The organism is Actinophytocola sp. (assembly GCF_036378875.1).
Taxonomy (GTDB): Bacteria; Actinomycetota; Actinomycetes; order Mycobacteriales; family Pseudonocardiaceae; genus Actinophytocola.
This window is the reverse complement of the sequence record NZ_DASUVO010000061.1, coordinates 18,852-33,469: the sequence shown is the minus strand read 5'-3', so window position 1 is coordinate 33,469 and position 14,618 is coordinate 18,852. Positions and strand designations below refer to the sequence as shown.

Annotated in this window: 15 protein-coding genes; 9 read left to right on the top strand and 6 right to left on the bottom strand. The window is 71.7% G+C overall.

Annotated features, from left to right (window positions below):
• Window positions 1-442: 442 nt before the first annotated feature.
• The 4 genes from VF106_RS18005 (at window position 443) to nudC (ending at window position 5,898) form a co-directional block, all read left to right on the top strand.
• Entirely contained in the window at window positions 443-2,209 is a 1,767-nt protein-coding gene (locus VF106_RS18005; protein ID WP_330840889.1) for a DUF2207 family protein, read from the top strand.
• Window positions 2,210-2,297: 88 nt separating this feature from the next.
• A complete protein-coding gene (locus VF106_RS18000) occupies window positions 2,298-3,581 on the top strand; it encodes a M16 family metallopeptidase (RefSeq protein ID WP_330840888.1) in 1,284 nt (427 codons plus the stop codon).
• Window positions 3,578-4,936 carry a M16 family metallopeptidase gene (locus tag VF106_RS17995; protein ID WP_330840887.1) on the top strand — a complete coding sequence of 453 codons (1,359 nt, stop codon included), beginning with the start codon at window positions 3,578-3,580 and terminating at the stop codon, window positions 4,934-4,936. The genes VF106_RS18000 and VF106_RS17995 overlap by 4 nt, the downstream gene beginning before the upstream one ends.
• Window positions 4,933-5,898 carry an NAD(+) diphosphatase gene (gene nudC / locus VF106_RS17990; RefSeq protein WP_330840886.1) on the top strand — a complete coding sequence of 322 codons (966 nt, stop codon included), beginning with the start codon at window positions 4,933-4,935 and terminating at the stop codon, window positions 5,896-5,898. Before VF106_RS17995 ends, nudC begins: the two co-directional genes overlap by 4 nt.
• Here nudC and VF106_RS17985 read toward each other — a convergent pair.
• Both VF106_RS17985 and VF106_RS17980 read right to left on the bottom strand, forming a co-directional pair.
• Window positions 5,895-6,326, bottom strand: a complete 432-nt coding sequence (locus VF106_RS17985; RefSeq protein WP_330840885.1) for a hypothetical protein — start codon at window positions 6,324-6,326, stop codon at window positions 5,895-5,897. The two genes, nudC and VF106_RS17985, sit on opposite strands and share 4 nt — an antisense overlap.
• Before the next feature lies 1 nt (window position 6,327).
• Window positions 6,328-6,783 carry a hypothetical protein gene (locus VF106_RS17980; protein ID WP_330840884.1) on the bottom strand — a complete coding sequence of 152 codons (456 nt, stop codon included), beginning with the start codon at window positions 6,781-6,783 and terminating at the stop codon, window positions 6,328-6,330.
• Window positions 6,784-6,813: 30 nt separating this feature from the next.
• On the opposite strand from VF106_RS17980, the gene VF106_RS17975 reads away from it, so the two are divergent.
• Entirely contained in the window at window positions 6,814-7,767 is a 954-nt protein-coding gene (locus VF106_RS17975) for a cobalamin biosynthesis protein (RefSeq protein ID WP_330840883.1), read from the top strand.
• Here the strand turns inward: VF106_RS17975 and VF106_RS17970 are convergent.
• From VF106_RS17970 to VF106_RS17960, 3 genes are all read right to left on the bottom strand, one after another.
• A complete protein-coding gene (locus VF106_RS17970) occupies window positions 7,735-8,589 on the bottom strand; it encodes an SURF1 family cytochrome oxidase biogenesis protein (protein WP_330840882.1) in 855 nt (284 codons plus the stop codon). The genes VF106_RS17975 and VF106_RS17970 overlap by 33 nt on opposite strands.
• A gap of 5 nt (window positions 8,590-8,594) precedes the next feature.
• Window positions 8,595-9,284: a fructosamine kinase family protein gene (locus tag VF106_RS17965; protein ID WP_414639007.1), complete on the bottom strand. Its 690-nt coding sequence runs from the start codon at window positions 9,282-9,284 to the stop codon at window positions 8,595-8,597.
• Window positions 9,285-9,928: 644 nt separating this feature from the next.
• Window positions 9,929-10,396, bottom strand: a complete 468-nt coding sequence (locus VF106_RS17960) for a low molecular weight protein-tyrosine-phosphatase (protein WP_414639006.1) — start codon at window positions 10,394-10,396, stop codon at window positions 9,929-9,931.
• Window positions 10,397-10,530: 134 nt separating this feature from the next.
• Here VF106_RS17960 and VF106_RS17955 point away from each other — a divergent pair, with 134 nt between their 5' ends.
• Complete coding sequence (locus VF106_RS17955) at window positions 10,531-11,268, top strand: carbonic anhydrase (RefSeq protein ID WP_330840880.1); 738 nt, start codon at window positions 10,531-10,533, stop codon at window positions 11,266-11,268.
• Here VF106_RS17955 and VF106_RS17950 read toward each other — a convergent pair.
• Window positions 11,265-11,726, bottom strand: coding sequence for a PTH2-like family protein (locus VF106_RS17950; protein WP_330840879.1), 462 nt, complete (start codon window positions 11,724-11,726; stop codon window positions 11,265-11,267). The genes VF106_RS17955 and VF106_RS17950 overlap by 4 nt on opposite strands.
• Here VF106_RS17950 and VF106_RS17945 point away from each other — a divergent pair.
• The 3 genes from VF106_RS17945 (at window position 11,725) to VF106_RS17935 (ending at window position 14,616) form a co-directional block, all read left to right on the top strand.
• Entirely contained in the window at window positions 11,725-12,498 is a 774-nt protein-coding gene (locus VF106_RS17945; RefSeq protein WP_330840878.1) for a helix-turn-helix transcriptional regulator, read from the top strand. The two genes, VF106_RS17950 and VF106_RS17945, sit on opposite strands and share 2 nt — an antisense overlap.
• Before the next feature lie 298 nt (window positions 12,499-12,796).
• A complete protein-coding gene (cobC, locus tag VF106_RS17940; RefSeq protein WP_330840877.1) occupies window positions 12,797-13,810 on the top strand; it encodes an Rv2231c family histidinol phosphate aminotransferase CobC in 1,014 nt (337 codons plus the stop codon).
• The gene (locus tag VF106_RS17935; RefSeq protein ID WP_330840876.1) at window positions 13,807-14,616 is read left to right on the top strand and encodes a Nif3-like dinuclear metal center hexameric protein; all 810 of its coding nucleotides are present in this window, start codon (window positions 13,807-13,809) and stop codon (window positions 14,614-14,616) included. The genes cobC and VF106_RS17935 overlap by 4 nt, the downstream gene beginning before the upstream one ends.
• Window positions 14,617-14,618 lie beyond the last annotated feature (2 nt).

The window sequence follows — 14,618 nt, the reverse complement described above, 5'->3', positions numbered from 1 at the left end:
GGATCGTCGCGAGCAGCGCGCCGGTGTTCGACGTCTTGCGGGGCGCGAGCCGGTGCTGGTAGCCCGGGTACTGCAGCCACGGCGCCATCCCCGGCGGCGGCACGGGACCGGGCGGCATGTGCCCCGGAGGCACCGGGCCGGTCGGATACCCGTGCTGCGTTCCGGGCCGCGGCCCCGGTGGCATCCCGTAAGGCCCCGGCGGCATCCCGGGCGGGCCAGGCGGACGAGGCGGACGAGGCGGCATTCCAGGTGGGCCAGACGGCATCCCAGGTGGCGGGCCTGGCGGCATTCCCTGCGGGCCGCCGTACGGCTGCCCCGGCGCCGGGCGTGGCGGCAGTGGCCTGGCTTGTGGCGGTGGCAAGGGCCCCGCGGGTCGCCACGGACCCTGCGGCGGCTGCGTCATCCCGGTCCCCCCTGGTTGTGTCAGACAGCGGGTGAGCATATGTCCACTGGGCTATCCTCCGCAGGCGTGTGGGCGAAGTGGGGGATTCCGGCGGTGGCGTTGACCACCGTGTGCGTCCTAATCGGACTGGCCGGGCCGGCCGGGGCGCAGCCGACGTTGCCGTCCGATCCGAAGCCGCCGTCGACGGTCCCGCCGCTCAAGCCGCCGGGGAAGCCCAACTTCAACCCCACCATGTTCAACCCGACCAAGTCCGCGGCACCGAAACCCGGCGGCATCCCCCGCCCGCTGCTGCCGGAGAGCGTCAACATCGCCATGAAGCTGCAGCGTGACGGCAGCCTGGCGGTCACCGAGCAGGTGTTCGTGCAGGCCGGCAAGACCATGACCCGCCGGGCGCCGCTGCGCATCAAGGCCGGCGACGGCCAGGACCGCGTGTTCACCGTCCGGGACGTGAAGGTCACCGGCAAGGGCACGACCTCGATCAGCGGCGACGAGCTCGTCATGTCGCTCGGCGACGGCGTCGCCACCGTCACCTACCGGGTGGACGGCACGGTCACCGACGTCGACGGCCACCAGGAGGTGCGCTGGCAGGTCGCCAGCGGCTGGGACACGAAGGTGCGGTCGCTGCGCGCGTCCTTCATCGCGCCGGACCAGCCGGAGTCGGTGATCTGCCTGGCCGGTCCGTTCGGCACCGACTCGCCGTGCGGCTCGGCGATCACCGACTCCAGCCAGATACTGCGGGTCGTGCAGGATGGCCTGCCGGTCGGTGAGCGGGTCGACCTCACGGTGAACCTGCCGGGCGGCACGGTCGGCGCGAACGCCCGCTACGACGACATCGCGACGACCAGCGCGTTCGCGCTGACCACGGCGAGCAGCGTCGGCCTCGGCGGCCTGGTGCTGCTGCTACTCGGTGGTTTCGTGCTGCTGTGGCTGGCCCGCGGCCGGGACGCCCGCGCGCTGGCCACCGACGTCGCCCCGGTGGAGCTGCTGATGACCGGCGACGGGGGCCGCGTCGCGTTCGCCTCACCGGACGGGGTGCTCCCCGGCCAGGTGGGCACGGTGGTCGACGAGCGGGTGGACGTCGCCGACGTGACCGCCACGGTCGTGGACCTCGCGGTCCGCAACTACCTGTCGATCCGGGAGACCGGGTCGGAGGACTGGGTCCTCGTGCGCCGCAACCCGCCGGACGCCGCGCTCACCGCCTACGAACGAACCGTGTACCAACAGGTTCTCGGTGATGCGGCGGAGGTGCCGCTCTCGGCGCTGCGTGGCCGCGTCGACCTGGCAGCGGTGCGGGCGGCCATGTACGAGGACGTGGTGTCCCGCGACTGGTTCGCCCGCCGGCCGGACCACGACCGGTCGCTGTGGTCACTGGTCGGTGTGCTGCTCGCCGTCGTCGGCGCGGCCGCGACCGTGGTGCTGGCGCTGACCGTCGGCCACGCCCTGCTCGGGCTGGTGCTGGTCGTCGGTGGCCTCGGCCTGGCGCTCGGCGCACGGATGATGCCGGCGCGGACCAGGCGCGGCAGCGTGCTGGTGCAGCAGATCCGGGGCCTGCTGAACTACCTGCGCACGACCGACGCGAGCACGATCCCGGCGGCCGACCGCGAGATGGTGCTGTCCCGCTCGCTGCCGTACGCGGTGGTGCTCGGCGAGGTCGACGGCTGGGCCAACCGCTTCACCGGCCTCGACACGGCGGCCGACGGCACCCCGGGGATCTACTGGTACGAGTCGGACCAGCCTGCCGAGTTCCCACAGCGGTTCGCGGCGTTCCTCGTCGCGCTCGACCGGGCGCTCGGCGGTTCTGGCTGAGTTCGCCGTGAGCGTAAGCGGCCCACTACCTGATCAACCGGTGGTGGTCTCGGCACCGGGTGTCGGCGGATCCACGTAGGCTGCCAGCATGCTTGGAAATGAGCTGACTCGGTTCACGCTTGCCAACGGACTGCGGGTGGTGCTCGCGCCCGACCCGACCGCGCCGGTCGTCGGGGTGAGCGTGCACTACGACGTGGGGTTCCGCTCCGAACCCGAGGGCCGCACCGGCTTCGCGCACCTCTTCGAGCACCTCATGTTCCAGGGCAGCGAGAGCCTCGAGAAGCTCGCCCACTTCCGGCACGTCCAGTCCGCCGGCGGCACCTTCAACGGCTCGACACACCCGGACTACACGGACTACTTCGAGGTCCTGCCATCCGCCGGCCTGGAGCGGGCGCTGTTCCTCGAGGCCGACCGCATGCGTGCGCCGAAGCTGACCGAGGAGAACCTGCGCAACCAGGTCGACGTGGTCAAGGAGGAGATCCGCCTCAACGTCCTCAACCGGCCGTACGGCGGGTTCCCGTGGATCCTCCTGCCGCCCGTGCTGTACCAGACGTTTCCCAACGCCCACAACGGTTACGGCGACTTCACGGAGCTGGAGCAGGCCGACCTCAACGACTGCGCACAGTTCTTCGACACCTACTACGCGCCAGCCAACGCGGTCCTCACGGTCGGCGGTGACATCGAACTGGACCGGGCCCGCGAGCTCATCGAGAAGCACTTCGGCGACGTGCCCGCGCGCCCCGCGCCCAACCGCCCGTCGTTCGGTGAGCCCCGGCCCGTCGCGCAGCTCGAGGCCGAGCACATCGACCCGCACGCCCCCCTGCCGGCGCTCGCCATCGGCTACCGGATGCCCGACCCGATCGGCGAGCTGGACGGCTACCTCGCGCACCTGATCCTGGCGTCCGTGCTGGCCGAGGGCGACGCGTCACGTCTGCAGCAGCGCCTCGTGCTGAAGGAGCCGCTGGTCACCGACATCAACGCGGCCGCGGGCATGTTCGGCCCGTTCGAGGCCCGCGACCCGGACACGTTCACGGTCACCGCGGTGCACTCGCCGGAGGTGACCCAGGACCGTGTGTTGCGAGCCGTGGACGAGGAGCTCGACGCACTCGCCGCCACCCCGCCGTCCGAGCAGGAACTGGCCAAGGTGACCGCCCGCTGGGTCGCGGGCCTGCACCGCGAGCACGACCGGCTGATGTCCCGCACGCTCGCGCTCGGCGCGTTCGAGCTGCTGTACGGCGACCCCGGCCTCGTCTACCAGCTCACCGACCGGCTGGCGGCGGTCACCGCCGACGCCGTGTCGGCCGCCGCCAAGACGTTGCGTCCCGACTCGCGCGCGGTGCTGACCGTGACGCCCGCAGGAGGAAACCAGTGACGACGTTCCGTACCGCTGCTGAGATCGGCCGCACCGAGCTTGGCCCGCGCCCGCTGCCGGAGCTCGGCGAGTACCGGCCGGCGACCGGGTCGGAGTCGGCGGACACGGTGCTGGACAACGGTTTGCGGGTCATCGCGGTGCACCAGCCGACGGTGCCGATGGCCGAGCTGCGGCTGCGGATCCCGTTCGCCGGCACCGACCGCAGGCACGCCGCGATCGCCGAGGTGCTGGCCGCGACGATCCTGACCGGCACCTCGCGCCGCGACCGGGTCGCCATGGACACCGACCTCGCGCTGGTCGGCGGTGAGCTGAGCGCCGGTGTGGACCCCGAGCGGCTCTCGATCGGCGGCAACGCCCTCGCGAGCGGCTTCGACACCCTGCTCGACGTGCTCGCCGACGCGCTGACCGCTCCCGCCTACCGCGACGAGGAGGTCGAGGGGGAGCGGGCCCGGCTCGTCGAGCGGATCGCGGTCGCGCGTTCGCAGCCGAGCGTGATCGCCCGCGAGGCGTTGCAGCGCCACCGGTACGGCGACCACCCGTTCACCCGGGAGACCCCGGAGGCGGCGGACGTCGCGACGGTCACCTCGGACGAGGTGCGTGCCATGCACCGCGACTCGGTGCTGCCCAAGGGATCCGTGCTCGTGTTCGTCGGCGACGTCGAGCCGGGCACCGCGATCGCGAAGATCGGCGCCGCGCTCGCCGCGTGGACGTCGGACAAGAGCGCCGTCGAGCTGCCGGACCTGCCGGACGTGCTCGGCGGCGACGTGTTGTTCGTGCCGCGACCGGGTGCCGTGCAGTCGCAGCTTCGGTTGTCCGCGCAGGCCATCCCGCGCACCGACCCGCGCTACCCGGCGCTGCAGTTGGCGAACCTGGTGTACGGCGGGTTCTTCTCGTCCCGGCTGGTCGAGAACATCCGCGAGGACAAGGGTTACACCTACCACGCGCGGTCGTCGCTGGAGTTCACCGTGCGGGGCGCGACGTTGCTGGTCGACGCGGACACGGCGAGTGACGTGACCGCGCCCGCGCTGCTGGAGATGCGTTACGAGCTGGGCCGGCTCGGTGTGGTGCCGCCGACCGTCGACGAGGTCGAGACCGTGCGGCAGTACGCGATCGGGTCACTGCTGATCGCCACGGCGTCGCAGACCGGCCTCGCGTCGCAGCTCGCGGCGTTGGCAGCGCTGGGCCTGCGCACCGACTGGCTGGTCGAGCACCCGAACCGGCTCAAGGAGGTCACCCGGGACCAGGTGATCGAGGCGGCGCTGGAGTTCTTCTCGCCGACCAGGTTCACCGGTGTGGTCGTGGGTGACGCCGCGCAGCTGAAGTCCTTGCGGGCCTTGGGCGGCGTGACGGAGTGACACAGCCGTTCCAGCTCGCCGCGGTGCCCGTGCTGTCGCGGTCCACAGTGGACCGCGACGAGTCGGCGCGCACCGACGCGGCCCGGCTGGCGAAGCTGTGGGCCACCGGCCGGCTGGTCCTGGTGGACAAGAAGGGCCGCACCCCGGTTCGCGCCGACGCGACCGAGCTGGTGACCCGGCCGACCACCGGTGACCTGCCGCCGGACGCCATGCTGCTCGGCGAGCTGGACGGCGTCGGCTACTGGGCGCTGTCCACCGACGAGGAACTGACCGAGGGCGTGCAGTCCCCGGACCGGTCGTGGGGCCTGTGGTCGGGCGCCACCTCCGAGGACGGCGCGGAATGGCACGACCTGCGCACGACCGGCGCGTTGCTGTCGGACACGGCGGCGGGTCTGTTCACGACCGCGGTGGCGCTCACGGGCTGGCACGCCCGCGCCCGGTTCTGCGCCAAGTGCGGCTCACCGGTGGAGCGGGTCAACGCGGGCTGGGCGACGCGCTGCACCGGCTGCGGCCGCGAGGAGTACCCACGCACCGACCCGGCCGTGATCTGCCTCGTGCACGACGACGACGGCGTCAACGGCTCGTCCGTTCTCCTTGCGCGGCAACCGATCTGGCCGCCGGCGCGGTACTCGGTGCTGGCTGGGTTCGTCGAGGCGGGCGAGTCGCTGGAGTCGTGTGTCGCGCGGGAGATCCTCGAGGAGGTCGGCATCGAGGTGGCGGGCATCCGCTACCTGGGCAGCCAGCCATGGCCGTTCCCACGCTCGATCATGGTGGGCTTCGCGGCCGTCGCGGTGGACCGCGCCGCGGCGCTGGCCCTGGCCGAAGGCGAGATCGAGGACGCTCGCTGGTGCACCCGCGACGAGGTCCGCGCGGCACTGGCGGAGGACCAGCCGGACCTGAAGCTCCCCGGTGAGACGTCCATCGCCTACCAGATGATCAAGGGCTGGGCGGACGCGAACTAGAACCAGGGCAGGATGGAGACGAGCGACCCGCTCGACATGAGCACGGTGTAGAGCGTGAACACGCGCAGGGGCAACGGAAGCTCGGCGGGCAGGTCGCCGCTGGCGCCGAACATGGTGACCCGGCAGGTGCCGATCCGCTGCCCCAGCGCGTGGATCTCCCACCGCCTGCCCAACCAGGTGAGCCGACGCAGCTGGAGTTGGTGCGGAGTGGCCTCGATCGTCACCTCGCGGCGGCCCGACGCGTACGAGACGGCCGTGACACCGACCGGGCCTTCGAGGACGTAGCGCGCTCCCTGGCCGTGCCCGAACCGGTACTCGGTCCCGTCGATCACACACGGCGTCCCCGCGAAGCGGGTGAACTGGGTGATCTGCCGCCCGTCCTCGGAGACGAGGCAGCCGGCGTACCCCTGCTGTTCCAACGTCAACACGTCAACCCCCAGCTGCCGCAGCCGCGGCGCGTTCGAAGATCACCAGTACCACGTACAGCGCGAACACGGCCACGGGTGGCGGAACGTCCGCCGGCATGTCCGCGGTGTACGTGCGCTTGAACGCGCCGTCGTGCCGGATCTCTCCCTTGCGGGTGCCGCGTTGCCGAACCTCCCAGCCGGACCGCCAGATCGACGGCTTCACTAGCTTCAGGTTGCCGGTCGTCGCCTTGATCGCCCACTCGCGCCCGGTCTGGCGTTCCGCGGTGGCCACCCGGCCGTCCGGGCTGTGCAGCAGGAACCGCTTCCTGCCGTCCCGTTCAATGCGGAAGTCCGTGTCGGACAAGGAGAACTCGCAGCTCTCCCGCCGGCCTCCGATCAGCGAGGTGAGTGCCTCGTCAGCCGAGGTGATCTCGTACTGACGCTTGAACATCCCGCGCCGCCGTGCTCGCAGCATCACGGCGTTACCGTATCCTCCGCACGGAACGGGGTGAGGGATTTGGTCAGGGTGGCGCGTGCGGTCGGCCTGCTGCTGGGGGTGGCCGCGGACGGGGCGTTCGGCGATCCGCGCAAGCGGCATCCGGTCGCCGGTTTCGGAAAGGTCGCGCAGCGGGTCGAGCAGGTGCTGTACCGGGACGACAAGCTCACGGGCGTCGTCCACGCCGCGGTGCTGAGCGGCGGCGCGGTGGCGCTGGGGGTCGCGGTGGAGCGTGCGGGTCGCCGCCATCCCGTGCTCCAGGCACTGACCACGGCCGTGACGACCTGGATCGTGCTCGGCGGCCGTTCGCTGGCCGTGCAGGGCGCGGCGATCGGCCGTGAACTGGACGCGGGTGAGTTGCCCGCCGCACGCGAGCGCCTGCCACACCTGTGCGGCCGCGACCCGAGCGGACTGGACGCGGAAGGGCTCGCCCGCGCCGCGGTCGAGTCGGTCGCGGAGAACACCTCGGACGCGGTGGTCGCGCCGTTGCTGTGGGGCGCGGTCGCCGGCGTGCCCGGCCTGCTGGGCTACCGCGCGGTGAACACCCTCGACGCGATGGTCGGCTACCGCTCGCCCCGCTACCGCAGGTTCGGCTGGGCGTCGGCCCGCATGGACGACCTGCTGAACCTGGTCCCGGCCCGGGTGGCCGCCATGCTGACGGTGGTGAGCGCCCCGGTGGTCGGCGGTTCGTGGCGTGGCGCGTGGCAGTCATGGCACCGGGACGCGGCCGCGCACCCGAGCCCGAACGCCGGTCAGGTCGAGGCAGCGTTCGCGGGCGCACTGGAGGTCCGCCTCGGCGGCCGGACGGTGTACGCCCACGGCGTCGAGGAACGCCCGATCCTCGGCGAGGGCCGCACACCGGACTCAGGGCATGTGACCCGTGCGGTGGAGCTGTCGCGGGTGGTGGGCAGCCTCACCACCGCGCTGGCCGCGTTACTCGCCCTGCTGCGCGGCCGTCGCCGCTGAAGCCCGTTCGCGTTCTTCCTCTTCCGCGATCTGCTGTGCGATGGAGACCTTGCGCGGCCGCTCGGCCTTCGGGGCGGCGAGGACGCCGCCGGGCCGGATCTCGCGCCACGTGAAGTACAGCCAGGCGAGGATGGCCATGGTGCCGAAGGCGATCCACTGCAGCGCGTAGGAGAGGAACGGCCCGGCGTCGAGCTCGGGCAGCGGCAGCGCGGCGAGGACGCCAGGGCTGTCGCCGTCGAGCTGGAGGTAGCCGGGCCGGATGTCGAGCCCGGTGGCCTGCTCGACCACGCCCGACCCGACCGCGTAGACCTGCAGGCGCCCGTCCTGCCGCTCGGCGGGCCGGTTGTTGGGATCACGCTCGTCGGCACGGATACGGGCGGTGAGTGTGACGGTGCCTCCGGGCGGAGCCGCGAAGCCAGGCACGACGACGGCCTTGTCGCCCTGCACGGGCCGCACGTACCCGCGGTCGACGAGCACGGTCGTGCCGTCGTCGAGCCGGAAGGGCGTGAGCACCTCGAAGGCGGGCTGGCCGAGCACGGTCCGCAACCGGGCGACGACCTCGTCCTCGGTGAGATAGCGCCCGGTGACCCGCACGGTCCGCCACTCGGTGTCCGGGTCGGGCTTCTGACCGGCGGGCAGGATCGAGTCGAGCGGGGCGGGCGCGGCGTTGGCGGACGCGGTGATCGCGTCGTTGGTGTCCTCGCGCTCGGTGTTCCGCCCGAACTGCCACGGCGAGAGCAGGGTGAAGCAGACGCCGGCGAAGATCAGCACCAACGCCGTCAGCGCCAACCATCCCGGGCGAAGCAACAACCGCAACCGCACGACCTTCATGCTAGAGACCGCGCCGCGGCGACGGCCTGCGCCCCATAGCCACCCCCGAACAGCAGGGCATGGACGAGCAGGGGAAAGAGCTGGTGAAGGCCGATCCGCTCCCGCCAGCCGTCGGCCAACGGCCAGGCCTCGTGATAGGCGGCGACGATCCGCTCGAGGTGCGGACACCCGAAGAGACGCAACATGCCGAGATCGGTCTCCCGATGCCCACCGTGCGCGGCGGGATCGACGAGCCAGACCCGGTCCCCGCTCCACAGGACGTTGCCACTCCAGAGGTCCCCGTGCAGCCGCGAGGGCGGTTCATCGGGCGGGGCGAACTCCCGTATCCGCTCACAGACGGCCTCGATGGGCGCGGGATCACGCACGCTCCCCTGGTCGACGGCGGCGCGGAGGTAGGGCAGTACCCGGTGCTCGGCATACCACTCGGGCCAGCTCCGCCCGGTCACGTTACGCATGGGCGCGAGCCCGATCCACGCATCGACCGGCCCACCGGGCGGCGCACTCCCGAAAGCCTCGGCCCCGGCCCGATGCAACGTGGCCAACTCCCGCCCAAACCGCTCAGCCGCCCCAGCCGACGCCCGCCCAACCGGCACCATCTCGATGACAAGCCACTCGTCATCAGCACCAAGCACAGCAGGCACCTGTGGACACCCAACCCCAACAGCCCCAAAACTGTCGGTGCCCAGGGGTAGCGTTGAATCCGGGGGACCCCCGGGCGCACCAATAGGACTTTCGCTCGGATTCGTGTTCACAGCATCGCCCGATGCCGCCCTGCGCGGCCCCAACGTGTCAGCGCCGGAGATCGGTGGCCTCTCGGCTGCATGAGTGGGACTTTCGCTCGGGCTCGTATCCGCGGCGTCGCCGGAGGCGGGCCTGCGTGGCCCCAATGTGTCGGTGCCCTCGGGTGGCCCGGAGATCGGTGGCCTCCCGGCTGCATGGGTGGGACTTTCGCTCGGGCTCGTATCTGCGGCGTCGCCCGAAGCTGGCCTGCGCGGCCCAAAACTGTCGGTGCCCACGGGTAGCGTGGAAATCGGGGGACCCCCGGGTGCACCAATGGGACTTTCGTGCGCATTGGGCTCGATCGGGTGGTCGGCTGGGGGCGTTCTCGGCCCGGAATTGTCGGTGCCCGTCGCTAGGCTGGAGATCGGGGGGCCGGAGGCCGCCCTCAGCCAGCGCAGTCCAGCCACCTCCGCGTGCACCGCGCTCGCCTGCGTGTGCCGCTTCGCCACCACCTCGGCGCCGTCCACGAGCCGCACCCGGTAGACCCCGCCCAGCGGCGACACCTCCGCCACCTGCCGGCCGAGCAGAGCGCCGACGGCCTCCGCCGCGTTCACACCCGCGACCGGGCCCACTCGACCATGCCCGGCATCGCCGCCTCCACCTGCCGGAGCACCTCCTCGAACCCGTCGTAGGAGCCGTAGTACGGGTCCGCCACATCCAGGTCGTCCGCCGCCGGATCGAACGACCGCAGCATCCGCAACCGCTCGTCCCCGTCGCCCTGGTGCTTCAACAGGTCCCGCAGCGCGGCCTCGTGCCCGGCGTCCATCGCCACCAGCAGGTCCGCCGACAGGTGGTCCTCATCCACCTGCGCGGCCACATGCGTCGTCGGGTACCCGTGCGACGACAGCACCCGCCGCGCACGCGGGTCCGCCGGCTCGCCGACATGCCACGGACCGATCCCCGCGCTCGTCACCCGCACCCGGTCGGCCAACCCCGCTTCCTCGAGCCGCGCCGTCAAAACCAGCGCCCCGATCGGCGAGCGGCAGATGTTGCCGGAACAGACGAGACACACATGCAGCACGCGTCCGAGTCTGCCTGATCGCCGCCACACGGGGACGTACGCCAGCCTTGTGAACGAATTCACATTCCGGTATGTGAATCTTGCCCGACACGTCCGGTTATCACCTGATCGTGTGGGAGTAGTTTCCGTCCGTGACCGACATTGACCGCATCGGACTGTCCCGGCGCACCTTGTTCGGCGTCTCAGCAGGCGTGGCCGCCGGGGCCGCGCTCGCCGTGGGCGCCGCACCGGCGGCCGCCACCCCTGGCCGTCGCACCACTGATCCCAAGGCCACTCCGCTCACCGCCGACCAGGCGTGGAGGAAGTTGGCGGCCGGCAACGCGCGCTTTGTCGCCGGCCAGCAGCAGCACCCGCACGAGTCGCTCGCGTGGCGTCAGTCCCTCGTGGAGGGACAACACCCGTTCGCGGTAATTCTCGGCTGTGCTGACTCCCGTGTGTCACCGGAGCTCGTGTTCGACGAGGGCCTTGGCGACCTGTTCGTCATCCGTGCCGCCGGCGAGGTGCTCGACACCGCCGTGATCGGCAGCATCGAGTACGCCGTCGAGCACCTGTCCGTGCCGCTGGTGGTCGTCCTCGGCCACGAGAGCTGCGGTGCGGTCGGCGCGACCATCGACGTCGTCCAGAACGGCACCGCGGTGGCCGGCGACGTGTCCACCCTGGTCCGCTCGATCGAGCCCGCGGTCCGCGCCACCCCCGCGAACCCGGACCCGAAGGCGTTCCTGGCCGCGTGCGTCGCCGAGCAGGCCCGCCGCGCCGCGAAGTACCTGCAGGAACGGTCGAACATCATCAGCGACGCCGTGGCACACGACGGCGTGAAGGTGATCTCCGCGACCTACGAGCTGAGGACCGGCAAGGTCACCAGGCTCTAGGGATGCATGCGCGCACTCTTGACGATCTTGTCGATGGCGTTGCGTGGTCCGTGCACGGCCAGTCCCACGAGGTCGAGCGAGTCTCGTGGGACGGCCCGCACGGCGGCCCGGTTGTCCTCGTCGTTGCCGGTGGCGAACAGGTCGGCCGTGAAGACCGACATCGGCAGCCCGCGAGCCACCGCCTTCCCGTGCGCGGCGGTGAGCACCGAGGCGGACGCCTCGAACACGAGCACGGGCTGGCGGAACATCGCGAGGTACTTGGTTCCGTCAGCGTCCTCGTATGGCTCGCCGACCAACTCGGGCACCGCCGAGGCGACCCCGCTGACGAGAAACGCGCACGCGTTCAGCCGCTGCCAGGTGGCCAGGTCGTCCCGTACGACCACCGCGATCTTGGTGGAGAAACTCACGTGGCCCACGATCGCCGCCGCCGGCGCGCGGGTCTTGTACGTTCCTAACATGGCCGGCCCCGAGATCACGGCCTGGCGCCCGAACGTGCCTGGCATCCACGAGGTGTTCCACGCGCGGTTCACGACCCACGCGTACCCGTCGCACACCCATGACGCGTGGACACTGCTGATCGTCGACGACGGCATGGTGCGGTACGACCTGGACCGCCACGAACACGGCGCCCTCCGCGAACAGGTCACACTCCTCCCGCCGGGCGTTCCACACGACGGCCGCTCGGTCCGCCCGTTCCGCAAACGCGTGCTGTACCTGGCGAGCGACACACTGACCGGCGTTGGCGCGGCGGTCGACCACCCGTCGCTGAAGGACCCGCTGCTGCGGCACCGGATCCACCAACTCCATGAGTCCCTGCTGACCGAGGACCTGGAGGCGCAGAGCCGCTTCGCCCTGATCCGCGACCGCCTGGACCAACACCTACGCGGCACCGCGCCGCCACCGCCGGCCATGGCGACGACGGCCCACCGCCTCCGCGACCTGCTGGACGCCCACCTGCCGAACACCCCAACCCTCGACGACGCGGCTGCCGAGTTGGCGGTGCACCCGGTCTCGCTGGTACGAGCGTTCAGCCGCGAGTTCGGCATCCCGCCGCACCGCTACGTCACCGGCCGCCGCCTGGAACTGGCACGCCGCCACCTGCTCGCCGGCCACCCCGCCGCAGAGGCCGCGACACTGGCCGGCTTCTACGACCAGGCCCACCTGACCCGCCACTTCACCAAACTGCTGGGCATCGGCCCGGCCCGCTACCAGTTGTCCACAACCCACTGAGTTGTCCACAACCAAGATCGACTTCAGCCCGATTGTCACCCCCCACCGGTAGACTGGCACGGCGGGACGCCCCCGGGATCGGGTGGGGGTTGGGCAACGCGCGCGCGAGCAAACCCCCTTGTGCAGCGGAGATGCGCTTGTCCGATGGCGCGTCCAGGCCTGGCGCTGAAGGGCTGCTACGTGTTGAGGCAAGGTCGCATGGTGAACGGCCGGCTCATTCCGGAACAGCGCTGCTCGGACGAGGTCGTCTCCGATGGTGCCCCTGGGGCCGGTGAGCAGGCGCAACTAGGATCGCGCGATGAGCGACCTGCGGCATCACGGTGACGTGGACGCGGCGCCGGGGCTGCAGGACTTCGCGGTGAACGTCCGTGGCTCGGCGCCGCCCTTGTGGTTACGCGAGCGGCTCGTCGCCGCGCTTGAGCGGCTCGGGACCTATCCCTCCCAGGCCGACGACCGGCGCGCGCGTGAGCAGGTCGCGGCACGGCACGGGCGGGCGCCCGACGAGGTCGTCGTGCTCAACGGGGCCGCGGAAGGGTTTGCCCTGTTGCCTTCGCTGCGGCCGAGGCTCGCCGCCGTGCTGCACCCGTCCTTCACCGAACCCGAGGTCGCGCTCCGCGACGCCGGCGTGCCGCTCATTCGGGTCATGCCCGGCGAGCGGGTCCCGGACGACGCCGATCTCGTCGTGGTCGGCAACCCCACCAACCCGACCTCCGAGCTGCACGACGCCGACACCATCATGGCCCTCGCGCGGCCCGGTCGGGTGCTCGTCGTCGACGAGGCGTTCATGGACGCCGTCCCCGGTGAGCGGGAATCACTGGCCGGCAGGGACGAAACCGGTCTGCTCGTGCTCCGCAGCCTCACCAAGACCTGGGCGCTCCCCGGGCTGCGCGCCGGCTACGCGCTCGGGGCCCCCGACCTCCTGGCTCGACTGACCAGGCATCGCCCCCACTGGCCCGTCGGCACGCTGGTCCTCGAAGCCGTCACCGCTTGCGCGGAACCCGCCGCGGTCGCCGAGGCCGAGGACGTGGCCCGGCAGTACGCCCGCCACCGCGAATGGCTCACCGCACGACTGAAGGAACTGCCCAGGGTGCACGTCCACGAGCCGGCCGCCGCGCCGTTCCTGCTGATTCGGGTCCATGACGGCGAGCGGGTCCGACAAGAGCTGCGGGACCGGGGGATCGCGGTCCGCCGGGGCGATACCTTTCCCGGGTTGACCACCGACCACCTGCGGCTGGCGGTGCGCGAACCCGACCTGTGCACCGACCTGCTGGCCGCGCTCGCCGAGCTCACCACGGAGGTGCTGACGCCATGACGACCGTCGGCGACGTCGTCGAGGTCCTGGAAACCGCCTACCCGCCCGAACTCGCCGAGTCGTGGGACGCGGTCGGGCTGGTGTGCGGCGACCCGGCCGAGCAGGTCGACCGGATCCTCGTCTGCGTCGACCCCACCGAGTCCACAGTGGACGAGGCGTTGGAGAACGAGGCCCAGCTGGTCGTCGCCCACCACCCGCTGCTCCTGCGTGGTGTGCACGGCGTCCCGGCGAGCACGCCAAAGGGCGGTCTCGTGCATCGGCTGATCCGCGCCGGCGCCGGCCTGTACTGCGCCCACACCAACGCGGACTCGGCGAGCCCCGGCGTGTCCGACGCGCTGGCGGAGGCGCTCGGCCTGACCGTGGTCGGCCCGCTCGCGCCCAAGGAGGACGGCGTCACCGGCATCGGACGCATCGGTGAGCTTCCCGAGCCCGAGCCGTTCAGCGCCTTCGTCGAGCGGGTCGCCGAAGCGTTGCCGACCACGGCCGCCGGTGTGCGTGGTGCCGGTGACCCGAACCGGCCCATCCGGGTCGTCGCGGTGTCCGGCGGCGCGGGCGACGCCTACCTGGGCACGGTCGCGAAACTCGGCGTCGACGCCTACGTCACCGCCGACCTGCGCCACCACCCGGCGAGTGAGCACCTCGCCACCGGCAGCGTGCCAGCGCTCGTCGACGTCGCGCACTGGGCGAGCGAGTGGCCGTGGTGTGAACAGGCGGCGGCGATCCTGCGCGACGCCTTCGGCGGTAACGTCAACGTCATCGTGTCCACGCGTCGCACCGATCCCTGGACCGTCGCAGCGACCACGTAACA